The sequence below is a fragment of the Pseudohongiella sp. SYSU M77423 genome (assembly GCF_029911965.1).
Lineage (GTDB): Bacteria > Pseudomonadota > Gammaproteobacteria > Pseudomonadales > Pseudohongiellaceae > Pseudohongiella.
On the sequence record NZ_JARYTH010000006.1, the window covers coordinates 110,485 to 131,765 of the forward strand.

Here is a 21,281-nt window from a genome sequence, read left to right on the forward strand (position 1 = left end):
TTTTTATGTCTCATGACTCTTATATCAGTCTTGTTAATGATGAATATTGTTCTGCTTTATCAGAGCTGGGCAGGAGGAGCTCCAAAGTAATGAAGTGATTCAATTTTGTTTGCATTGCCTATTTCAATTGGCTAAAGTCAACGGAGATTCCCTGAAGTACCGGTCCGTTCTCAAGGAAGTGGGTCGGTGTAGTATCGAATTGACTGCGCAGGATGCGTATAGCGCAACATTCCGATCTAACAATAAGAATCACGGGGGAACAGTCCATGTCTGCAAGACCTGGTTTCCGAAAGAATTCTCTACTCCTGGGTATCATATCTGCAATTTCTTGTGTACCTGCCTTTGCCCAGGATTCCGAACCTGAAGTAGAAGAAGTGGTAGTCACCGGCTCCTATCTGCGTGGCAGCCCACTTGATGCTCCATCACCTGTACAGGTAGTAGACCGTGCGTCCATCGAGGCCCAGGGTGCGGCGCAGATCTGGGATGTTGTGAAAAACCTGGAAGTCAACTCCGGCTCGGTGAGCAACGAAGGTGCCGATGGCGGTAATGCCCTGATGGGTAACGTCTCCGGTATGGCCAACATCAACCTGCGTAACCTTGGCGAAAATTCAACGCTGACTCTGATTAACGGCAAGCGCTTCGCCCCAGCAGCGACTGCGACGCCGACAGGCGGTGAGTTTGTCGATATCAACACGATCCCACTGGTGATGGTGGAGCGTCTTGAGGTCCTCACTGACGGCGGCTCGGCTCTATATGGCTCCGATGCGGTGGCAGGTGTTGCCAACGTCATCATGCGTACCCAGTTTGAAGGCTTTGAGCTTTACGGCGACGTGCAGGCCATCGAAAAAGAGATGGAAAATCAGGACCAGACACTCAGTGCCATCTGGGGCTGGTCAAACGAAACCGGATCGACGCACTTTGTGTTGTCTGGGGAAATATTCCGCCGCGATCCGGTCTCGGTCAGCGCTGCACGTTACTTTGATGATCGCTCTGAGTTTACCGGTACGGTAGGTGGGCTGGGTACACCCATTGCCAATGCGGCTTTTGGTACGCGTATCAATCCTGCCTATTTGAATCAGGAAGCGGTTGCGCAAGCCATCGCAGAGGGAGGTACTGCCGACCCTCGCTACACTGACCCGCTGTGTTACTCGCTGACTTCGGCCGATGGCACTCCTTATTTCACAGGCACCAGGACGTCTGAGCGCGGTGACCCCAACACCAGTTGCCGTGAAAACAGTTTCGAGTGGGACCTGCTGAATGTAGGTATGGAGCGCGACAGTGTTGCGGGTGCCTTTGAGCATGTTTTCAATGATTCCGTGGAGTTCTACTCATTCGCCCAGCACTCCAGCAGCGACATCGAACGTTCTGACTCAGGCACTTATACCAGCCGGGGTCCGACCATGTTTCTGGCCCAGCCCGGCGCACATCAGGGCAATCCGGCCTGGGGCGGCTACTCAATTGGTCAGCCCATGGAACTGGGTTATTTCGCGCCTGCGATAGGCCTCGCGCGGCCCACCGCCGCAGACATTACCAACGCACCTACCGATATTCGCAATGGCGGTATCAATGCGCCGAGTTATGCCAATATGAACATCGGCAGTTCCCCGCGTATGGGTGGTGGCAACCAGATGAGTCACACTGAGGCGACCGGGGTACAGGCGGGCCTGCGCGGTGAGTTTACCGCGTTCAATAACCGCCGCTTTAACTACGATGTCAGCTACTCATGGAGTGGTACCAGCTTTGAACTGGAATACAAAACCTTCCAGCGCGATCGCGCACACCTGGCGGCCAATGGTCTTGGTGGGCCCAACTGTACGCCCAACGGCGTACCAGACTTTGACTTTATCAGCGCTCGCGGACATATCTCTCCGTTCATACCGACTGGATGGGATTTTGTTGGCAGCAGCATGACGCAGTTGTTCTTCCCCGGTTTCGTATTTAATACCTACGAGTCGCTGTCTTATGCGTTGACCAGTAACAACCACGGCAAAGGTGGTTGTGAATTCTACAACCCCTTCCTGACGCGCCAGTCCAACCCGGATCTGGCCAATTCCCAGGAGCTGATCGACTGGATGATGCCGACCATTCGCAGGGCAGACAAGCGCAACAAGCTTGCCGTATTTGATGCCGTCGTTTCAGGCGAGATGTTTGAGATGGCCGGCGGCATGGCCCAGTTTGCTGTGGGTGCGCAGCACCGGGAGCAGAACGCGGCGTCGATTGCGCCGGCGATGAACCAGCCGGGTCTAAATGCAATCGCTGGCTTTGGCCCCAACGGCGAACCGAACGAATACCGCTATGTATCGAACAACTTTGAGTGTTCCGAATGTATCTTTAACTACAATCACACGCGAAGCACCCGTGCGGCATTTATGGAACTGTCGCTGCCCTTCCTGGACAGCATCGAATCCCAGATTGCTCTGCGTTATGAGGACTACGGCGGCCGGATTGGCGGCGAGCTGACACCAAAAGTTGCGCTGAGCTGGCGTCCGACTGACGAGTTGTTGTTCCGCGGATCCTTCTCTCAGTCGTTCAGAGCGCCTAACATCGGCATTCAGCTGGAAGGCCTGGAGTCGAGCTCGGTGACCTTCCGTGATCCGATCAGCAACCAGGCGGTGCGCGCCAACATGGTGCCTGCCAACAACGACAATGCTGAGCCGGAAACTACCTATACGGTGGGTTCTCCAGCACCGGATATCGGCAATGAGTACGCCGATACCTATAGTGCCGGCTTTATCTGGACGCCTGCCGGCGCCCTGCAGGGTCTGAGTATCGGTGCTGATTTCTGGCGCTTTGAGGTGGAAGACCGCGTGATGCCGCAACCGGGTATTTCCGCGATCAGCGGCGAAATTGCCGCGTTCGAGGCGGCGGCAGCGGATCCCAACAATTATGTCTTCAACGGCACTGTCTCAAGCAGTCCGTCTGCGGCCTACGGCGGCATGAACCCCTACACTTCCTGTGACCCAAATGCACTCGAAGCGCAGTGGGGCAGCAATCCGGACAACTCGAAGACGCCTGCCGGCCAGGTGATTCCGATGTCACGTCTGGATTGTGTGGTGGATCCCCGTCTGTACCAGGTATCCGGTGTGGTTCGTGCGGCAGGCAGCACAACAGCCAACCTGATCACCATCAGTTCTGCTGCCATCAACGCCGGTAAAGTGACTGCTGACGGTGTTGACCTGAAGGCCAGCTATCAGTGGGATACCGATCTGGGCCGCTTCCGCATTGCCTCTGACTTCAGCTATGTACGTCAGTACACATTGTCTGATGTACCGGGCCTGGAGCTGGGTCTGCGCGAAACCGGTATCTTCGATGCCGCTGGCACCACTGGTGATGGTCTGCTGGTGCGCTCACTGCCCGATGTCAAAGGCAATATCACGCTGTCCTGGAACAGTGCCGATACACGACACTCGGTTGCGGTAATCAACCGCTTCGTAGGTCAGTATCAGAACCTGTCCTACCAGGACACCTTTGACAACGGTAACGACTATGTGCGCTCCATTGTCAATCGTGACATCGACAGCTATCACAGCGTCGATATCCAGTACAGCTACGTGCATGAGTGGGCCAATCAGAACCTGGGCACCACAACACTGACGGTAGGCGCGCTGGATGCCTTCAACGCAGAGCTGCCGTTCCACTATGCAGGCACACTGAACTACGATGCCTATCAGTTTGACGGTCGTGGCCGTCGACTGTATGCACGGGTTCTGATGCAGTTCTGATCCACGTAACAAAGCCGCCGGACACAAGTTTATGTCCGGCGGCTTTTTTGTGGGTTTTTTCACCAACTTAAGGCTGGCTTGTCGCAGGGGATCAGGCGGAGTTCGGGCGGGGGGTTAATAAAGAGATCTAATCAAAAAGTTCTGCGGGCACCTGCGGCAGCTGTTCAAACCCTGGACGTGCGAAATAGTAACCCTGGAACAGGTCCACGCCGGCTCCTTTCAGCCACTGATACTCTTCACGTCTCTCGACACCCTCAGCCAGTACACCGATGCCAAGCTTGTTGCAGGTATGCAGTACGCCATCAACGATTGCCTGTTTGACGGCGTGCAGATCTATCTGGTCGATCAGTACACGATCGATCTTGATGTAATCCGGCTGAAACTCTGCAAGCAGATTGAGCCCGGAGAAACCGGCGCCAAAGTCATCAATGGCAGTCGTGAATCCGAGCATTTTATAGTAGGCGAGAATGGTAGTCAGGTGGGCCTTCTCGCGGACCTCCTCGCTTTCAGTGACTTCAAAATGAATGCGCTCGACAGGAAAACCGTATTTCTCAGCTGCTTCCAGCGTCGTGCGTATGCACAATTCCGGACGATATACAGCATTCGGGGAAAAATTAATGTTCAGGTCGACCTGAAGACCAAGTCGTGTCGCCAGTTCGATTGCCCTGACGCGACAACGCTGATCGAAGTGATAAAGATTATCGTCATTCAGTTGCGCAGCCACGTGCGCAAAACCCTGGCCCTTACTTCCTCGCGCTAAAGCCTCGTAAGACACGACCGTTCGTGTGGAGGCTTTTACAATCGGCTGAAAGGCAAAGCTCAGGTCAAATTCTGTAGCACTCTTGCGGCATTGGCCACAACCCGTAGCGCCCTCGTGCTGCTGGGCTCTGACAATTGTTTGCAATGTAATACGTCTCCTATTGCGTAACCCGCAGCCTATCATGCTAAAGAGGGGTGTCAATATAGTCGTCTCTGTCATCGGCTGGCAAAGCAATATGTTTAATAGATTGTATCTATTTGTTAATTCGCCGGGAGTCTCAATTCATAAATTTGTCATGCACGCATGACACTATCTTGTGTCTTTTCTCCAACGCAGGTCTGTAGTCAATCCATGTCAGTTGCCCAGCAGTTTGAAGCTCTGCAGCAGGTGCTTCGCGAAGCCGATATCAGTGTCATGTTCCAACCTATTGTGTCGGGGCTGGAAAAGAAGATCGTTGGGTATGAGGCTCTGAGTCGTGGGCCGTCCAACAGTCCATTACACTCACCATTGACACTTTTCTCGACGGCCAGATACTTTGGGCTGTTGACCGAACTTGAGATGCTGTGCCGTGCCAAAGCGATTTTTGCATTCGCGCAGCATCAGTTTGAGGGATTGTTGTTTATCAATGTCTCACCGGAGAGTCTGCTGGAACAGCAGCACCCGTCCGGTCGAACGCTGGAGCTGGTCAAACAGGCGGGCATGACCGCCAACCGTCTGGTTATCGAATTGACCGAACATGCGCCAATCGATAATGTGGGTTTGCTGCAGAACGCATTGCATCACTATCGCAGCATGGGTTTTGCCATTGCCATTGATGATTTAGGGGCAGGCTATTCGGGACTGAGGCTGTGGACTGAGCTGAAACCAGAGTACGTCAAAATCGACAGACACTTTATCAACGGCATTCATAAGGACACCGTCAAGCGTGAATTCGTTGGTTCAATCCTGAGCATGGCAAAAGCCTCGCGATCCCACATCATTGCCGAGGGTGTGGAGCATTCTGAGGAATTTAATACGCTGTCGGAGATGGGCGTGGAGTGGATGCAGGGCTACTGGTTCGAACGTCCCTCGCACTGCCCTCAATTGACACACGAAGCGCTTGGTCAGCAGCTTGATGCTGTGGAGCGTAGCGACGGGCAGGCTGGCGGGCTTCATAGCCTGGTGATTCCTGTTGCGGGTGTGCATCATCGTGAGAGAGTGGTCGATGTCTTGCAGCGCTTTCAGCGTCAGCCCAGTCTTAACAGTCTGGCGGTGCTGGATGACAATAACGTGCCATTGGGGTCTGTTCACTGTCACGCGCTGAGTCAGGTGATGCTCAAGCCCTACGCGATGGAATTGCATGGTAGAAAACCCATTGCCCAGATGCTTGCGTCAGATTCCCTGATAGTAGATGTCCAGCAGAGTCTGCAGCGCGTCAGTAGGCTTTTGACCAGCCGTGCCCGGCAACGCCTGGAAGAAGATTTTATCATCACCGATGCAGGTCAATATGCCGGACTTGGCCGTGTGATTGATGTTCTTCGACAGATTACCGAACTTCAGGTGAGGCAGGCGCAATCCGCCAATCCCCTGACTTTGCTGCCGGGTAACGTGTCCATTCATGAGTGTCTGGATCGATTGCTAAAAGGAAAGCTGGCGGCGCGACTGTGCTACATCGACATCGACTCATTCAAGCCCTTTAATGATATCTATGGTTACGGCAAAGGAGATGAAATCCTGCTGGGCCTTGCTCAGATACTTAAGTCTATATGTGACCCCGATTGCGACTTTGTGGGTCATATTGGTGGCGACGACTTTATGCTGGTGTTACGAAGCGACGACTGGCAAGAAAGACTGGACACACTGAACATTCAGTTTCAGCAATTGTGTCGACGTCTGTATCGCAGTGAACACCTGACAGCAAACGGGTTTGAGGCGCCTGATCGCGACGGAAACTGGCGCACTCATCCGCTACTCAATCTTTCCATTGGTGTGCTTGATCTGACGAATGAAGAGGTGCCAGGTGTAACAGCAGAGTTGCTGGCGGAGTATGCCTCAAACAATAAACACCTTGCCAAAAAGCGTCAGGGCTTCAGTGTAGAGATCAGCCCCCTGCAGGGGGCTGACTCTCACAGGGGGCATGGCATCAGGGTGTCGCATCCGCACCTGGTTTGACCTGCGCCGACTGTACCGCCGTGGCAAGCAATAGCTTACGTACGGCAAGTATCAACGGCAGCATCACTGCAAAAAAGCTGACTACCAGCATGACGCCGACAGCATTCAGCGCAACAGCGACACCGTGATCCTGCGCCAACAGTCCCATCAACGGTCCGGCCACGATAAATCCAAACCGGAATATCAGGCTGTTCAGTGAATTGACTGTTGCGCGGAATCTGCCCGGGATTCGACGATTCAGGGCATTTACCAGGATAACCTGGCTCAGGCCTCTGGATAAAAACAGGACAAAGCCGAACAGAATTCCGACCCAGCCACTCAGCCAGGCCATGCCAAATATTCCGATGATCGGCAAGACCCCCAGCGTGCAAAGCGCTGCAACCGGTCCGGCTCGCCTTTCCAGCTCGTAACCCAGTTTGCTGGCGATGGCCACCGTCATGCTCTGTGCAAACCAGAGCATCCCGAACACTGCCAGTGACAGGCCCATGCTGTCCCAGAAGGGCTGCACCAGCCAGGCGACCAGTACCGTAGCCAGGTTGTATACGGGCAGGGCGAAGAAGACCATTTTTAATATCGGATCACCTTTGGCCAGGTGTCGCCAGATATCCGCCAGACTGACGACACGTTTTCCGTTGCCATCTTCTTCAGTGACAGGTGGTTCCGTAATGGTGAGTGCCATCCACAGACAAACCCAGGCTGTCAGTGACTGAGCCAGAATCATCACATCGAACGACACCATGGCCAGGGCGCCGCCCAGCAGCGCACCCAGAGCTTCGGCCGTAGACTTCATGAACCCCAGATGGGCAACGCTGTATATGTGATCATTGTCTTCTGCAGCCAGCGCCTTTTCACTGTCGTACAACAGGGCCAGATCGGCGCCTGATATCATACTGACTGCAACCGCCATCAGTATTTCAAAGTACAACAGGCCCCAGAAGTCAGTGGCAAAATTCAGCCAGATGTATCCCAGTGCATGCGCAGCAGCACCAATGATCAATACCAGTCGGCGACCCAGAAGGTCGGCAAGATACCCCGATGGCGCTTCCAGCACCACAATGAATGCAGCGTAGATTGCCTGAAGGTAAAATACCTCTGCCAGTGTCAATCCACGACTCTGGAACAATGGCACCAGCACCGGCACAATCAGCATGAACATGTGAAAGAATGCCAGTGCATACACGACCTTGATATTTCTTCGTAATTGATTTTCCATCATCAATCTCTTCTTATCCTGAACTACCGTTCATTATTTTTATGGCCAAAAAAAAGGCCCCTGAATCGACTTAACTCAGGGGCCTTTCTGTTGACCGTTGGTCTGAAGTGTTATCAGAACTACGTCGTCGGGCGGACCTCCCGGCTAATCTTCATCGTGCGCACACACGCCAGTGGCATGGACAGCAGATTGCGCTGTGCACGACGAGCATGAATGCGGTTGGAAATCTGGGATTTACTGAACCAGCACGCAGCAGCCAGCAGCAGGACTTCCTGCAGGTGAGCGCTATATTGATTGCGTGTGGTGTTCATGAAAGTTATTACCATGACTGGATCTGTTGATGCTGCGCATTTTATGCCTGTAATTTTTCCTGTCAACAAATGCGTGACGCTAATTTCCATGGCAATTCATTTGTGTGATTCCAATCACTTTCCAGTACAATGCCAGCCTCGATTAATCTGGCAAGAAAGCAGGACTGGGTTTCATGTGGTTTAAAAATATTCGTCTTTATGCACTGGCTGATGACTTGACACTGACGACAGATGCGCTGGCAGAAGCCGTCGCGCAGCATGCCTTTCGCCCCTGCAGTGCCGGTGAGCGCAGCGCCGCTGGCTGGGTAAACCCGGTCGCTCCCAACCGTGATGATGATCGGTCGACTGTGCTGACTCATGAACTCGGTAACTACGTGCTGGTCTGTCTTCGCAAACAGGAGAAGATACTGCCTGCCGCTGTCGTTAATGAGGAAGCCGATAACCGCGTCCAGGAGATTGAAACGCGAGATGATCGCAAGGTCTACCGCAAGGAAAAGTTGCAGATCAAGGATGATGTGGTGGCGGATCTGTTGCCGCGAGCTTTCAGCCGGCACCGTGTGCTGCATGCCTATATTGATCTGAAGCAGCGTCTGTTAGTCGTCAACACCAGCAGTGCTGCCCAGGCAGAGGAACTGATTTCCTCGCTGCGTGATGCCCTGGGTTCGTTTCCGGTACGTCTGCTGGATGTTAACGATTCACCAATGGCAGTCATGACCGGCTGGCTGCGGGACGGCCATGGCTCAGACGGTTTTCAGATTGACCAGGACTGCGAGCTTATCAACCCACTTGAAGATGGCAATGTCATACGTTGCAAGTCACAGGACCTGACCGCAGAGGAAGTAACTGTGCATCTTGAGGCAGGCAAACAGGTTAAAAAGCTGGGTGTAGTGTGGAACGAGGCGGTGAGTTGTCATGTATCGGCGGATCTGACCCTCAGTCGGGTCCGGTTTGAGGATATGGTGCTCGAAAAAGCCCGAGAGGCTGATGCCGAGGACGCTGCCCAACAGTTTGATCAGGACTTTGCCGTGATGACCCTGGTTGTCAGCGACCTGAGTCAGTCACTTGTTCAGGCCTTTGGCGGTAGTAAACAGCAGTAATCGCGAGAAGTTTACAATCTGGCGCGCAAAAAAGGTTGTTCATCGACTACAGGACTTTTGGCACTGGTATACGAATAAACAGTGGTTGTAGTGTGTAGCATCAATACTTATGGGTAATAGTCACCCCTGCAGAATTCGCGGTATAAGGGTGTGACATCGCGCAATAACAATTCCAATCGCATCGCTACTCGCAAGTTCGCCGAATTCACTTCTATTAGCTATTCAGTTTTCAGGACCTTGCTCTATGAATGAACCTGCCGTTTCCAATCAATCGTTGTGGCTGCGACGCCTTTTACCGCCAGTCATCGTGGTGGGAGCTATTGCGCTGGCAATAGCGCTGGTGTCCTTGCGTCCTCAACCAGAGAGTGTTGCTGCTGAAGAGCGGGTTGTGCCGGTGCAGACCATGACGGTCGCGCGCAGTGACCTGCCCATTGTCATCCAGTCGCAGGGTACGGTCATACCCCGTACCGAAACCACCCTGGTCGCAGAAGTTTCCGGCATGGTGCGATCGGTGTCCGAAAAACTTGTATCAGGTGGCTATGTGCGCCAGGGAGAAGTGCTGGTTACACTGGATGATGCTGACTATCAGGTAACCGTTTCTCAGGCGGAGGCGAATCTGCTCTCGGCTGAAGCGCAGCTGACCCAGGAACAGGCCCAGGCTGATCAGGCGGCGCGTGAGTGGGACCTGTCGGGCCGCCCGCGTGAAAACGCGCCATTGCTCGCGCTGCGTACGCCATTTCTGAAAGAAGCTCAGGCACGTGTGCTGCTGGCGGAATCCGAACTGGCACGGGCACAGCGACAACTGGAGCGGACACGGATTCGCGCGCCCTATGATGCGTTGGTGCGGGAAAAGCTGGTGGACGTAGGCCAGTACCTCGGCGCGGGTTCTCAGGTGGCCGAGGTATTTGCCACCGACTACGCAGAAATCCGCCTGCCACTCAGTGCAAATGACCTGGCATGGCTGGATTTGCCGATGCCTGGCCAGTCACTGATTGGGCAGAGCGTTCCCGTCGAACTGCGTGCTGAGGTTGCCGGCGAAAAGCAGAAGTGGCGTGCGAGCATCGTGCGGACTGAAGCTGTCGTCGACAGCAGCAGCCGAATGTACTATGCCGTTGCCCGTATGCAGGATCCTTATCGTCTTTCATCGGGTGGCACGGGTACTCCGCTGCTGGCAGGTACCTTTGTCAGTGCAAGCCTGCAGGGACGTGTACTCTCCGGAGTCTACCGGGTGCCGCCTGCTGCGATGACCAATGACAACCAGGTGATGGTCATGGATCAGGAGCAGCGTTTGCGTCTGCGCCCGGTCACGATCATTCATGCCGATACTAACTGGTTGTATGTGGAAGAGGGCATTCAGCAGGGTGACCAGGTCATTGTGTCGCCGGTGCGTGTCCCTGTTGATGGTATGCGTGTCAATCCAGTTCAGGTTGCATCATGAAATCAATCCCTGAAACTGAACACAAGGGGATGATTGCCTGGTTCTGCGCCAACAGCGTAGCTGCCAATCTGCTGATGCTGTTTATTCTGTGTGCCGGTGTCGCATCGGTATTTTTTATCAAGATTCAGGTGTTTCCCGAATTTGAAACCCGCACCATCAATGCATCAATGGCCTATCCGGGCGCAGCGCCAGAGGAAGTGGAGCTGGCCATTGTCATTCCCATTGAAGAGGCAATCCAGGATCTCAGCGGCGTAAATCGACTGCGCTCCACGGCCCGGGAAGGATCGGGTAATGTCTCGATTGAGGTCGCCAGTGGTTACGACGTGACCGAGCTGCTGAACGAAGTTAAAAGCCGCATTGATCGAATCTCGACTTTCCCCAATGGTGTCGAACGCCCATTCGTCCGCGAAATTGAAATGGTGCAGCCAGTGCTTCAGATTTCCGTATCCGGCGACCTGGGCGATCGCGCGTTGAAAACGCTGACACAATCGATTCGCGACGATGTCCTGCTTTTGCCAGAGGTCAGTCAGGCACAGATACAGGGTGATCGCGACTATGAAATAGCAATCGAGGTCTCTGAACATACGCTGCGGGAATATGGTCTGACGCTGGCGCAGGTCGCTTCGGCAGTTCGCGCCGGGTCAATCGATGTGCCGGGCGGCGCCATTCGCACCGAAAACGGACGCATTCAGTTGCGTACCCAGCAGCAGGCATATACCGGACGGGAGTTCGGCGAGATCGTGCTGCGGACCAACCCGGACGGCAGCCGCCTGCTGGTGCGCGATATTGCCACTGTGACGGACGGCTTTGTTGAGACAGAAAACTTTTCGCGCTTCGATGGTGAGCGTGCCCTGAACATTCAGGTCATGGTCACGCCCGAGCAGAGCGTACTCGAAGTAGAGCGCGCGGTGATGGAGTACATTGAACGCAACGAAGGGACCTTCCCACCCGGCGTCAACATCGATACCTGGGGTAGCAATGCCTTTTACCTGAAAGGCCAGCTCAATATGATGCTGGGCAATCTGGTGATGGGTGCCGTACTGGTGTTTCTGGTACTGACTACCTTCCTGCGCCTGAACATAGCCTTGTGGGTAATGGTGGGTATTCCAGTGGCGTTTTTTGGCGCCATCTGGTTGATGCCGCTCGGGCCTTTCCCGGTCGATATCAACATGATCAGTCTGTTCGGGCTGATACTGGTACTGGGTATCGTTGTTGACGATGCCATCATTACCGCCGAGAGTGTGCATTCCGAGGTGTCGGAGAACGGACACTCTCTGGACAATGTAGTGGCAGGGGTCAAGCGGGTGGCTGTTCCTGCCACTTTTGGTGTTCTGACGACCATCGCAGCATTCGCGCCCATGCTGCTGGTTGGGGGGCAGGTCGCTCCATTTTTTGAAGCGATTGGCATGGTAGTGATCCTGTGCCTGCTGTTTTCACTGATTGAATCCAAGCTGATTCTGCCGGCCCACCTTGCGCATTCAAAGATCGGTCGCAAACCGAAGAGTAAACGCAGCTGGCTGGAGCGATATCAGGAGTGGGTGGCAGCCGGCCTGTCCCGGTTCATCAGTAATGTCTACCGTCCGGCTTTGGAGAAAGTGCTTGCAGCTCGCTATGTAGCGGTGGCTGGTTTTCTTGGCCTGCTGATCATCAGCGGCGGAATGATTGCTGGCGGTGTTGTGCGGTTTGAGTTTTTCCCCAATATCCCCAGTGACTTCATTCAGGCAGAGCTGACCATGAATGAGGGTGCCTCGTTCCAGGCGCGTAATGACGCACTGACGCGAATGGAAAGCGGCATACTTGGGCTCAACGACGAGTTTGATGGCGAGCGGCCAGTGGATCACGTCGCTGTGTTTACCAGCGGCGATCTCGGCGGCTCACTGCTGGTTGAACTGACAAAGGCGGAAGAACGCTCTGTGTCGCCGATGGAAATTGAGCAGCGCTGGCGTGAGCGGGTAGGTGAGATACCTGGCGCTCAGGAGATTCGGTTCTTCTCCAGTACCAGTGCTGGTGGTGGTACCCCCATCAATCTGCGGCTGACCGGCACCGACTATGAACAGCTGGAGCTGGCAGCCAATGCACTTCAGCAAAAACTATCTGAATACGCCGGTGTGTTTGACGTCAACAATTCCTATAGCCGCGGCGGCAATGAAATTAAACTGCAGATCAAACCCGGTGCGGAGCAGCTCGGGCTGAGCGCCAATACCATGGGTACGCAGGTGCGGCAGGCGTTTTACGGCGAGGAGGCTCAGCGCCTGCTACGTGGCCGTGACGAGCTGAAAGTCATGGTGCGCTACCCGGAAGCGGAGCGTACATCAATCGCGAATCTGGAGAACATGCGGATTCGTACTCAGGACGGCACGGAGGTGCCATTCAGTGAAGTGGCGGAAGTGGATGTGGGACAGGGTTTTGCCACCATTACACGAATCGACCGCGAACGCACAGTGACAGTTACCGCTGATGTCGATCCTGAGGTCGCCCAGTCCGGGACCATCATTCGCGATGTCATGAGTAATTACATCCCTGAGTTGTTGCGCACCTATCCGCAGGTCAACTTTGGGCTGGGTGGTGCCAGTGAGGAACAGGCTGAGTTGATTCAGCGTATAGCTTTGTTCTTCATGGCGGCAATGTTCCTGATTTTTGCGCTACTGGCGATTCCATTGCGCTCTTATGTGCAGCCCCTGATCGTTATGTCAGTGATTCCGTTTGGTGTCATCGGTGCGGTGATTGGACACCTGGTGTTTAACGTGACGGTCAGCATGATGTCACTGTTTGGTCTGGTTGCGCTGGCGGGTGTGATTGTCAACGACAGTCTTATCATGGTGGACTTCGTGAACCGGGGACGGCGTGATGGTCAATCAATCATTCAGGCTGTGCTGGATGCTGGAACCAGTCGCTTCCGTGCCATCCTGCTGACGACACTGACGACCTTCTTTGGTCTGTTGCCCATCATGTTTGAAACCAGTATGCAGGCTCAGCTGGTCAAGCCCATGACACTGTCGCTGGCATTCGGTATTGCTTTCGGCACCATGCTGACACTGTTCCTGATCCCGTGTCTTTATCTGATCCTGGATGATCTGACCCGCTGGTACTACGGGCGGCGCGCCTATCGCGAGAAAGTGCTGGGGTACTCGCCCGAGCAGGCCCGGGCGGGTCAATAGGCAGAGTCATCTGTGCGTCAGGTGTTGTTCCAGCGCTGCCATTCAGCGATGAGCACACCGGCACAGTCTGCCGCCACGCGCTCTGCATCGAATCGTCGCGCCGGGCTGTCGGCCAGTCGACTCTGTTGCCAGATCAGCCTGTGGGGGCCCGTTGACTCCAGTTGCCAGTATTCCAGTGAGGTCGAGTAGGTCACCTCGTTGTCCTGCTGGCGGGCCTGCAGGGCGCAGACCAGATAGTCGCGGCTGGCTGCCTGGCGACGAATGCCCGCCTCAGCAAGCTGCTCCTCAAACTCTTTCAGTGTCGACAGACGGAAAGTTGTTTGGTCCTGCTCGATATCAACCCAGTCCAGAATCTGGACATACATGTCAAAGCGGTCAACGTCGGCCAGTGCCAGACCATTACCGCGTGGGAACAATTGTGCGCTGGCAGTTTGCAACGCTGTTAAAGCGACCAGGCTGGCGGCCAGCGCAGATGAAATGAGACTTCGCTTCATGATCGATGGTTCTCGGGCTCTATTTTCGAAACGCGCATCATAGCCCAAAACCCGGTAAATCGATATGTGACACCCATGCACCGGTCTCGCCTGTAAAGCTATCGATCTCAACCACAGCCAGGTCGACTATTTTAATCTTTTAAAACAGTTGCTTAGTATCCTAAGGTCGTGACGTGCAAAGACTTTTTATAGAACTCATGAATTTTTAACGTCGATGCTATAAATCTCTTCTATTTCTTGTAACTGCTAGCTACAATCGATCGCAGTTTGACGTAATTCTCTCTATTTTCCGGCGCCGTTATGGTGCAGTAGTAGTGCCGAATTGCTAGAGCTAAAGCGGCGTTAAGCAGCAGTCACGCCTCCCAAAATAAGAATCACAGGGAGATATTCCATGGCAAAATCGCCTGGTTTCCGTAAGAAGTCCCTGGCTTTAATGATCGGTGTCGTGTCGGGGGCTACCTGCCTGCCTGTCATGGCTCAGACCCAGAACAGCCAGAATAGCGAAGTCGAAGTAGAAGAAGTTATTGTCACCGGCTCCTACCTGCGTGGCAGCCCACTCGATGCGCCTTCCCCCGTCACCACTGTAGATCGTACCTCCATCGAAGCCCAGGGCGCGGCCCAGGTCTGGGATGTCATCAAGAATCTGGAGATTAACTCAGGTTCATTTACCAACGAAGGCGCGGGCGAGGGTCAGGCACTGTCCGGTACCGCCAACGTCAACCTGCGCAACCTGGGTGAAAACTCAACACTGACACTGGTCAACGGCAAGCGCCAGGTATCCGCAGCTACCGTTACCCGCAGCGGTGGCGAGTTCGTCGATATCAATACGATCCCGCTGGTCATGGTTGAGCGGGTAGAGGTTCTGACTGATGGTGGCTCGGCACTCTACGGTTCGGATGCCGTAGCAGGTGTGGTCAACGTCATCATGCGAACCGAGTTCGAAGGCCTGGAGATTTACGGTGATGTGCAAGCTCTGGACAGCGCCACCAATCGTCAGGACCGCACGGGTAGTGCGATCTGGGGTTGGGCCAGTGATAGCGGCGATACCCACTTTGTGATTTCAGGCGAAGTCTTCCGACGTGATCCAGTGCCAGTAAAATATGGACGTTTCTACAATGAGCACGTCGAATACACAGGTGTGGTCGGTTCAATGGCTGGCAACATCAGTGCCACCATGGCCAACCCTGCATTTGGTTCGCGCATCAATACCGCTTACCTGAACCAGGCAATCACCCAGCGCAACATCGCCGAGGGCGGCAGCTCCAATACTGTGCTTACCGACCCCCTGTGCGATGACCTGACTTCTGCTGATGGCACTCCCTTCTTTACCGGTACGCGAACGGATCGTCGCGGCTCAAACAGTGGCACCTGCCGCGAGTTCACTGACGACTGGGAGTTCCTGCAGGTTGGTTCCGAGCGTGACAGCATTGCCGGTGCCTTTAACCACGTGTTCAGTGACAAAGCAGAGTTCTATTCATTCTTCCAGTATTCCGATACCACCATTGAGCGTTCTGACTCAGGTGCTAATGGGTCGCGTGGTCCGACAGTCTTTCTGGCGGCCCCAGGCTCTCATGCCGGCAATCCGGCGTTTGGTGGATATGCCATCGGTATGACGGCAGAGCTTGGCTACTATGCAGGGAAAGCTGGCCTGACCCGTCCGACCAGCATCCCGAATGCACCCAATGCCCTGGCCAATGGCGGTCTGAATGTGCCGTTCTACGCCAGCGTGCAACGCGGCAACACGCCACGTATGGGCGGCAATTCCAACATCACTGAGACCCATACGCTGGGTGTGCAGGCTGGTGTGAAAGGCGAGTTTTATGCCATGAACGACCGGCGCTTCAACTACGACGTCAGCTATTCCTGGAGCGGCACCAGCTTCGAACAGGAGTATCAGACTTTCCAGCGTGATCGTGCCGAGTTGGCTGTGAATGGCCTGGGCGGCCCCAACTGTACGCCGAATGGTATATCCACTTTCAACTTCCGTGATGAGCCAGGCCCCTTCGGCGGCGCTATACCGACCATGTGGAATGTCAGTAACCAGGCCTATTATAAAGGCTACACGCAGACATTTTTCCCGGGCTTCGTCTTCACCACGCGTGAAAGTCTCTCGCTGGCTCTGACCAGTAATAACCAGGGCAAAGATGGTTGTATGTTCTACAACCCCTTCCTGACCTCCATGACCAACCCAGCACTGGCCAACAGTGATGAGTTGATGGATTGGATGAACCCGACCATCAAGCGTGCCGACAAACGCAATAAACTGGGTGTGATTGACGCCGTGCTGACCGGTGACCTGGTGCAGATGAGCGGCGGTATGTCCCAGTTCGCGGTGGGTGGTCAGTACCGTATGCAGAACAACAAGTCGAATGCGCCGCTGATGAACCAGCCAGGCTTGGCAAACGCGATTCTTGAGTGGGGCCGAAACGGCCAGCCCAATACCACGCATTATGTAAGTAACAACTTTGAGTGTTCGGAATGTATCTTCAACTACAGTAACGACAGAAACGTTTCTGCTGTGTTTGCCGAACTGTCGCTGCCTGTGATCGAAAATGTCGAAACTCAGATCGCGCTTCGATATGAAGACTACGGCGGCAATATCGGCAGCGAAATCACGCCAAAAATTGCAGCCAGCTGGCGACCACTGGACTCCCTGTTGCTGAGAGGCTCGTTCTCCCAGTCTTTCCGTGCCCCTAACGTGGGAATCGTGGAAGAGGGTCTGGAGTCTTCAAGCAATACCTTCCGTGACCCGCTGCGTAACCAGGCGGTGCGGGCGGGCCTGTTGCCGGTCAGCAATGAACATGCGCTGCCCAACTTTACCTACACCCTGGGTGGCCCTGCTCCGGATGTTGGTAATGAGTACGCGGACACCTTCAGTGCCGGCTTTATCTGGACGCCAGGCGGTGCGCTGGAAGGACTCAGTGTAACCACCGACTTCTGGCGTTTCGAGTTGACCGACAAGGTACTGCCACAACCGGGTATCTCGGCGATTGCTGACGAGCTGGAGTTGTTCAAGCAGGCCGCAGCCGATCCGAAGAACTATGTACTTAACGGAACCATCCCCTCCGGCCGCACTGGTCCCTGGGCTAACCTGGAACAGCTGACACCTTGTGATCCTGTGGCGCTGGCTGCCCAGTGGGGTACAGACCCGAACACCCAGGGCAATCCGGGTGGTCAGACGGGCTTTACCGACGTCAAGGCCGGCTCGCGTCTGGACTGCGTAGTTAACCCGGCCGCGTACCAGATTGAGGGCGTCGTGCGTACATTCGGTGTGTCCACAGGCGCGCTGACAACAACGCAACTGTCGACCATCAATGCCGGCACCATCATCTCTGACGGTGTTGACTTCAAGGCCAGCTACTCCTGGACCAATGACTGGGGTCGTTTCCGCGTGGGTATGGACTACACCTTTGTCAATCAGTACACACTGAAAGATGTGCCCGGTCTGGAACTGGGTCTGTTGGAGACAGGTGTATTTGACGCTGCAGGTACAACTGGCGACGGCAACCTGGTTCGTTCGCTGCCAGACCACAAAGGAAATGTGGCTCTTAGCTGGATGAACAACAGCGCCAACCATGGTGTGTCGATCATCACCCGGTTTATCGGATCTTATGAGGACCTGGCTTACGACAACACCTTTGCTACTGCCAATGATCAGGTTCGTGCTGTCATGCGCCGTACGATTGGTAGCTACAGCAGTGTTGATCTGCAGTACAACTACACCCACGAGTGGGCCAACCAGAACCTGGGAACCACCATCTTCACTGTTGGTATGCTCGATGCCTTCAATGCACCACTGCCATATCGAGAGTCAGGTGCCATCAATTATGATGCCGGTGTGTTCGATGGTCGCGGTCGTCGCCTGTATGCACGTGCACTGCTGCAGTTCTAATCGGTGTAAGTGACACAGCCAGGTGTGTGAAGTAAAAAAAGGCCCGTTGCGACGGGCCTTTTTCATTGCGGGGCAAGAACTATACGGTCGCGCCCGCTGCGCTTTGCTTCATAGAGTGCGTCGTCTGCGCGCTTCAGCAACTGGTCGCTGGATTCGGATGCACGCCAGGTCGCGATCCCAAAGCTGAGACTGATCTGCAAAGCGTGTGGCAGGGAAGCGCCTGCCGTAGCCCTGCGCAGCTTGTCTATGATCGTGTGCGTGGCGTCAGTGCTGGTGTCCGGGCAGATCAAGAGAAATTCTTCGCCACCCCAACGACCACTGTGGTCAGTTTTTCGCATGCTTTCGCGGATTAGGGCAGCTGTTTCGATAAGCACCTGATCACCTGTCAGGTGTCCGTAGTTGTCGTTGATGCGTTTAAAATGATCAAGATCACAAAGCACTACCGACAGAGGCTGTCCGCTGCGTTGATGTCGATTGATTTCCTCTTGCAGCACAGAGTCCAGTCGGCTTCTGTTCAAGAGGCCGGTCAGCGGGTCGGTCGTGGATAGGTGCTCGAGCTCCGCGAAGGCTTCAGCGCGTGATCTCTCATACAGGCGAAACAGGAACCAGTGCGCGGTCAATACCTCGATAATGTTCAGAAGGCTGCCAATAGTCACTTCGGCAGGCGGCCAGTAAGGCAATCGCAGATACACAAAGGTGCAGACATACGTGAATATCAATCCGCATATCCACGCACCGGCATGACGACCAAGAAGAAAAAAGGTGACAGGCGGCAGCAGTGTCACCCACATCAGCGAATAGGCTCGTCCATCGGCCATATGTACGAAGCTGAGCAGCACGGCAATCAATACCCCGACAACCAGCCAGGAAGCCACTGCGAGTTGTGTACTGCGGTGAAAATACACAAGCACAGCTGTCACTGCGACCGCGCCAGCGTAGTCGAGAGCGGCGACAAGATAGTCCTGGAAGACCACTACGTTGAGCGTCCCGATCACGCCGAAGTAGAGAGTCATCAATGTCAGCACAACATAGATCAGGCGAGCCTGGTGACGGCTGGCGCCAGTGAAACGTCCTGTCTGTTTCAACATAATAAATCTACTGCATGTCGAATAATTCTGTAATGTAACACATTGAGTTGATGAGTCTGCCTCCGTCACGAATTCGTCATGTGGTCTTTGCTAGCATTGCCAGCCATATTTTTGGGGCAGGAGCATTTGTGGTGATTATGATCAAAAGGACAGCTGCGACATTGAAGCCAGTTCGTCGAGCTCACGGAGAAGTCAGAAAACTGCCCCGACAGCTGGCTCATATGGTTCTTGCTCTGGTGTGCGCGATTGGCATAAACAGTTGTCAGTACTCATCTTCCCAATCGACAGTAGACGAGCCATCTGCTGAGCTGCGTGTTCTGGCCTCCCGTTACCGAATTGATTTTGATACACCTCTCAACAGCGCTACAGGCTGGGCTGCGGCAGAGAATCAACCGGCTGAGCTTTTTTACGATTATCCTTTTCGTCTGCGAGTACAGACAGTCGCAAAAACAGCTCCGGATCATGGTCACGAGTTGAGACTCCAGTATCGAAGAGGCAATGGTCAGTGGTTGCCAGTTGGCATGGCTGAGTTTCCCTACCCGGCGTTTGCCACACCCATGGTCTCTACCCTGTCAGCGACTGCCTATCAGGCTGGTGAGGAGACTGAGCGCTTGTTGGGCGAGCCTGAGCTTCAATGGGATGAAGCAATTGCATTGAGTGCAACTGCCGTGACGCCGGTCTGGCGTACAACAGGTGACGCGCTGGAATGGGAGTGGCCACTGGTCATTCGTCGCTTTTCCGACGGACCCAGCTTTGCAGAGGATGAAGAGCGTTTTGAGTTCAGACTTGTGGACGGCATGGGGCAGGTGCTGGGAGGCAGGCAGCCCGCGCCGGTCATACTTCGCTCCAGGGCCGGTCATTTAGGCGGTACCTTTGTAGAGACCCCGGCACGTCTTGGACCATACCAGTCTGCAACGGGGCACCTATATTTCATTATGGAACCATCCGAAACAGACAATCGCTTCATGATGGTCAAGTCGGTCGATGACGGTCGCAGCTGGTTCGAAGTGGACGGCGACTCACGGCCGTCGTTGGGCGATCTGGAGGGTGTTGGTTCCGTGCAGGTCGGCAACACCATCCACATTATTCATCAGACCAGTGATGAAGTTGTTCATCATGCCTTTGAGATGAGCGATGGCCTGGCTCAGCCTGACGCCTGGGTAGTGACCACCGAAACCATTGCTCAGCCGTCTGAGCCACCGACGCAGGTCGCAGATGTTGTCGCCCGCAGTGACGGCAGCCTGGTGGCGGTGTACGGAAGCGCCACTGGGCTCTACTGGCAGGTGCGCTCGTCGACAGGAGAATGGCAGCCAGCCAACCCCGTCAATCCCGACGCTGTCGGTATGCCTGTGTTCTCGGGTGCGGTCTTGCTGACTACTGCCAGCGATTCAGTGGTCCTGGGATATACGTCTACCGATGGGCGGGCTTTTGTCCGCGTACTGGATAGCCAGGGGCAACTATCGGTGCCGCAGCGGCTTTCAGATCAGATCGGCACGCGTGAGCGGGACGTTGGTGCCATCCTGCCGCTGGTCGCGATGCCTGATGGTGACGTTGTTATCGTTTATCGCGAGAGTTCTGGGCTGTTGTACGAACGACGTCTGTCAGCATTACAAGATCTGGGTCCTGCCGTTCGCGTGACTGAGCGGGCTGTTGTCAGCGGCGCAGTTGATTCCGACCAGGTCGGTGCTGATGTGATACAACATGAAGGCACCCTGCATCTGATTTTTATCGATGAGACAAGCCGGGACATCTACCACACGCGATCATCACAGCCTGGGGAGTGGAGTGCGCCAGAGCCTATAGTTGAGGGAGTCGACGCTGGCTGGCTGCGTGGTTCGGTGCATCGTCAAGGCAGTGAGCAGGCTGTCTACGGCTTTGTCTATGACGCTGGATCGCAGGGCGGATCAGGCTTCAACCGCTATCTGGCGCTGCCACTCTAGGGCTACAGTCACTTGCA

Annotated in this window: 12 protein-coding genes; 7 read left to right on the forward strand and 5 right to left on the reverse strand. The window is 54.7% G+C overall.

Annotated features, from left to right (window positions below; translation table 11 throughout):
* Nucleotides 1-266: 266 nt before the first annotated feature.
* Entirely contained in the window at nucleotides 267-3,722 is a 3,456-nt protein-coding gene (locus QGM61_RS13535; RefSeq protein ID WP_237134537.1) for a TonB-dependent receptor, read from the forward strand.
* Between the two features lie 127 nt (nucleotides 3,723-3,849).
* On the opposite strand, the gene QGM61_RS13540 is transcribed toward QGM61_RS13535, so the two are convergent.
* A complete protein-coding gene (locus QGM61_RS13540) occupies nucleotides 3,850-4,626 on the reverse strand; it encodes an EAL domain-containing protein (protein WP_281133269.1) in 777 nt (258 codons plus the stop codon).
* A 207-nt stretch (nucleotides 4,627-4,833) separates the two neighbouring features.
* Here QGM61_RS13540 and QGM61_RS13545 point away from each other — a divergent pair, with 207 nt between their 5' ends.
* Nucleotides 4,834-6,633: a bifunctional diguanylate cyclase/phosphodiesterase gene (locus QGM61_RS13545; protein WP_237134535.1), complete on the forward strand. Its 1,800-nt coding sequence runs from the start codon at nucleotides 4,834-4,836 to the stop codon at nucleotides 6,631-6,633.
* On the opposite strand, the gene QGM61_RS13550 is transcribed toward QGM61_RS13545, so the two are convergent.
* Together QGM61_RS13550 and QGM61_RS13555 are read right to left on the reverse strand one after the other, a co-directional pair.
* Nucleotides 6,605-7,849 carry an MFS transporter gene (locus tag QGM61_RS13550; protein ID WP_237134534.1) on the reverse strand — a complete coding sequence of 415 codons (1,245 nt, stop codon included), beginning with the start codon at nucleotides 7,847-7,849 and terminating at the stop codon, nucleotides 6,605-6,607. The genes QGM61_RS13545 and QGM61_RS13550 overlap by 29 nt on opposite strands.
* A 116-nt stretch (nucleotides 7,850-7,965) precedes the next feature.
* Entirely contained in the window at nucleotides 7,966-8,157 is a 192-nt protein-coding gene (locus tag QGM61_RS13555; protein WP_281133270.1) for a hypothetical protein, read from the reverse strand.
* 173 nt (nucleotides 8,158-8,330) lie between these two features.
* Between QGM61_RS13555 and QGM61_RS13560 the strand changes: the two genes are divergently transcribed.
* From QGM61_RS13560 to QGM61_RS13570, 3 genes are all read left to right on the forward strand, one after another.
* A complete protein-coding gene (locus QGM61_RS13560; RefSeq protein ID WP_281133271.1) occupies nucleotides 8,331-9,254 on the forward strand; it encodes a recombination-associated protein RdgC in 924 nt (307 codons plus the stop codon).
* A gap of 244 nt (nucleotides 9,255-9,498) precedes the next feature.
* The gene (locus QGM61_RS13565; RefSeq protein ID WP_281133272.1) at nucleotides 9,499-10,692 is read left to right on the forward strand and encodes an efflux RND transporter periplasmic adaptor subunit; all 1,194 of its coding nucleotides are present in this window, start codon (nucleotides 9,499-9,501) and stop codon (nucleotides 10,690-10,692) included.
* Nucleotides 10,689-13,850, forward strand: coding sequence for an efflux RND transporter permease subunit (locus QGM61_RS13570; protein WP_281133273.1), 3,162 nt, complete (start codon nucleotides 10,689-10,691; stop codon nucleotides 13,848-13,850). The genes QGM61_RS13565 and QGM61_RS13570 overlap by 4 nt, the downstream gene beginning before the upstream one ends.
* 17 nt (nucleotides 13,851-13,867) lie before the next feature.
* Here the strand turns inward: QGM61_RS13570 and QGM61_RS13575 are convergent, their stop codons facing one another.
* On the reverse strand, nucleotides 13,868-14,344 hold the full coding sequence (locus QGM61_RS13575; protein ID WP_281133274.1) for a hypothetical protein: 477 nt from the start codon (nucleotides 14,342-14,344) through the stop codon (nucleotides 13,868-13,870).
* A gap of 391 nt (nucleotides 14,345-14,735) precedes the next feature.
* Here QGM61_RS13575 and QGM61_RS13580 point away from each other — a divergent pair, with 391 nt between their 5' ends.
* On the forward strand, nucleotides 14,736-18,236 hold the full coding sequence (locus QGM61_RS13580; RefSeq protein WP_281133275.1) for a TonB-dependent receptor domain-containing protein: 3,501 nt from the start codon (nucleotides 14,736-14,738) through the stop codon (nucleotides 18,234-18,236).
* A 62-nt stretch (nucleotides 18,237-18,298) separates the two neighbouring features.
* On the opposite strand, the gene QGM61_RS13585 is transcribed toward QGM61_RS13580, so the two are convergent.
* Nucleotides 18,299-19,324, reverse strand: coding sequence for a GGDEF domain-containing protein (locus QGM61_RS13585; protein ID WP_281133276.1), 1,026 nt, complete (start codon nucleotides 19,322-19,324; stop codon nucleotides 18,299-18,301).
* Between the two features lie 137 nt (nucleotides 19,325-19,461).
* Between QGM61_RS13585 and QGM61_RS13590 the strand changes: the two genes are divergently transcribed.
* A complete protein-coding gene (locus QGM61_RS13590; protein ID WP_281133277.1) occupies nucleotides 19,462-21,264 on the forward strand; it encodes an exo-alpha-sialidase in 1,803 nt (600 codons plus the stop codon).
* Nucleotides 21,265-21,281 lie beyond the last annotated feature (17 nt).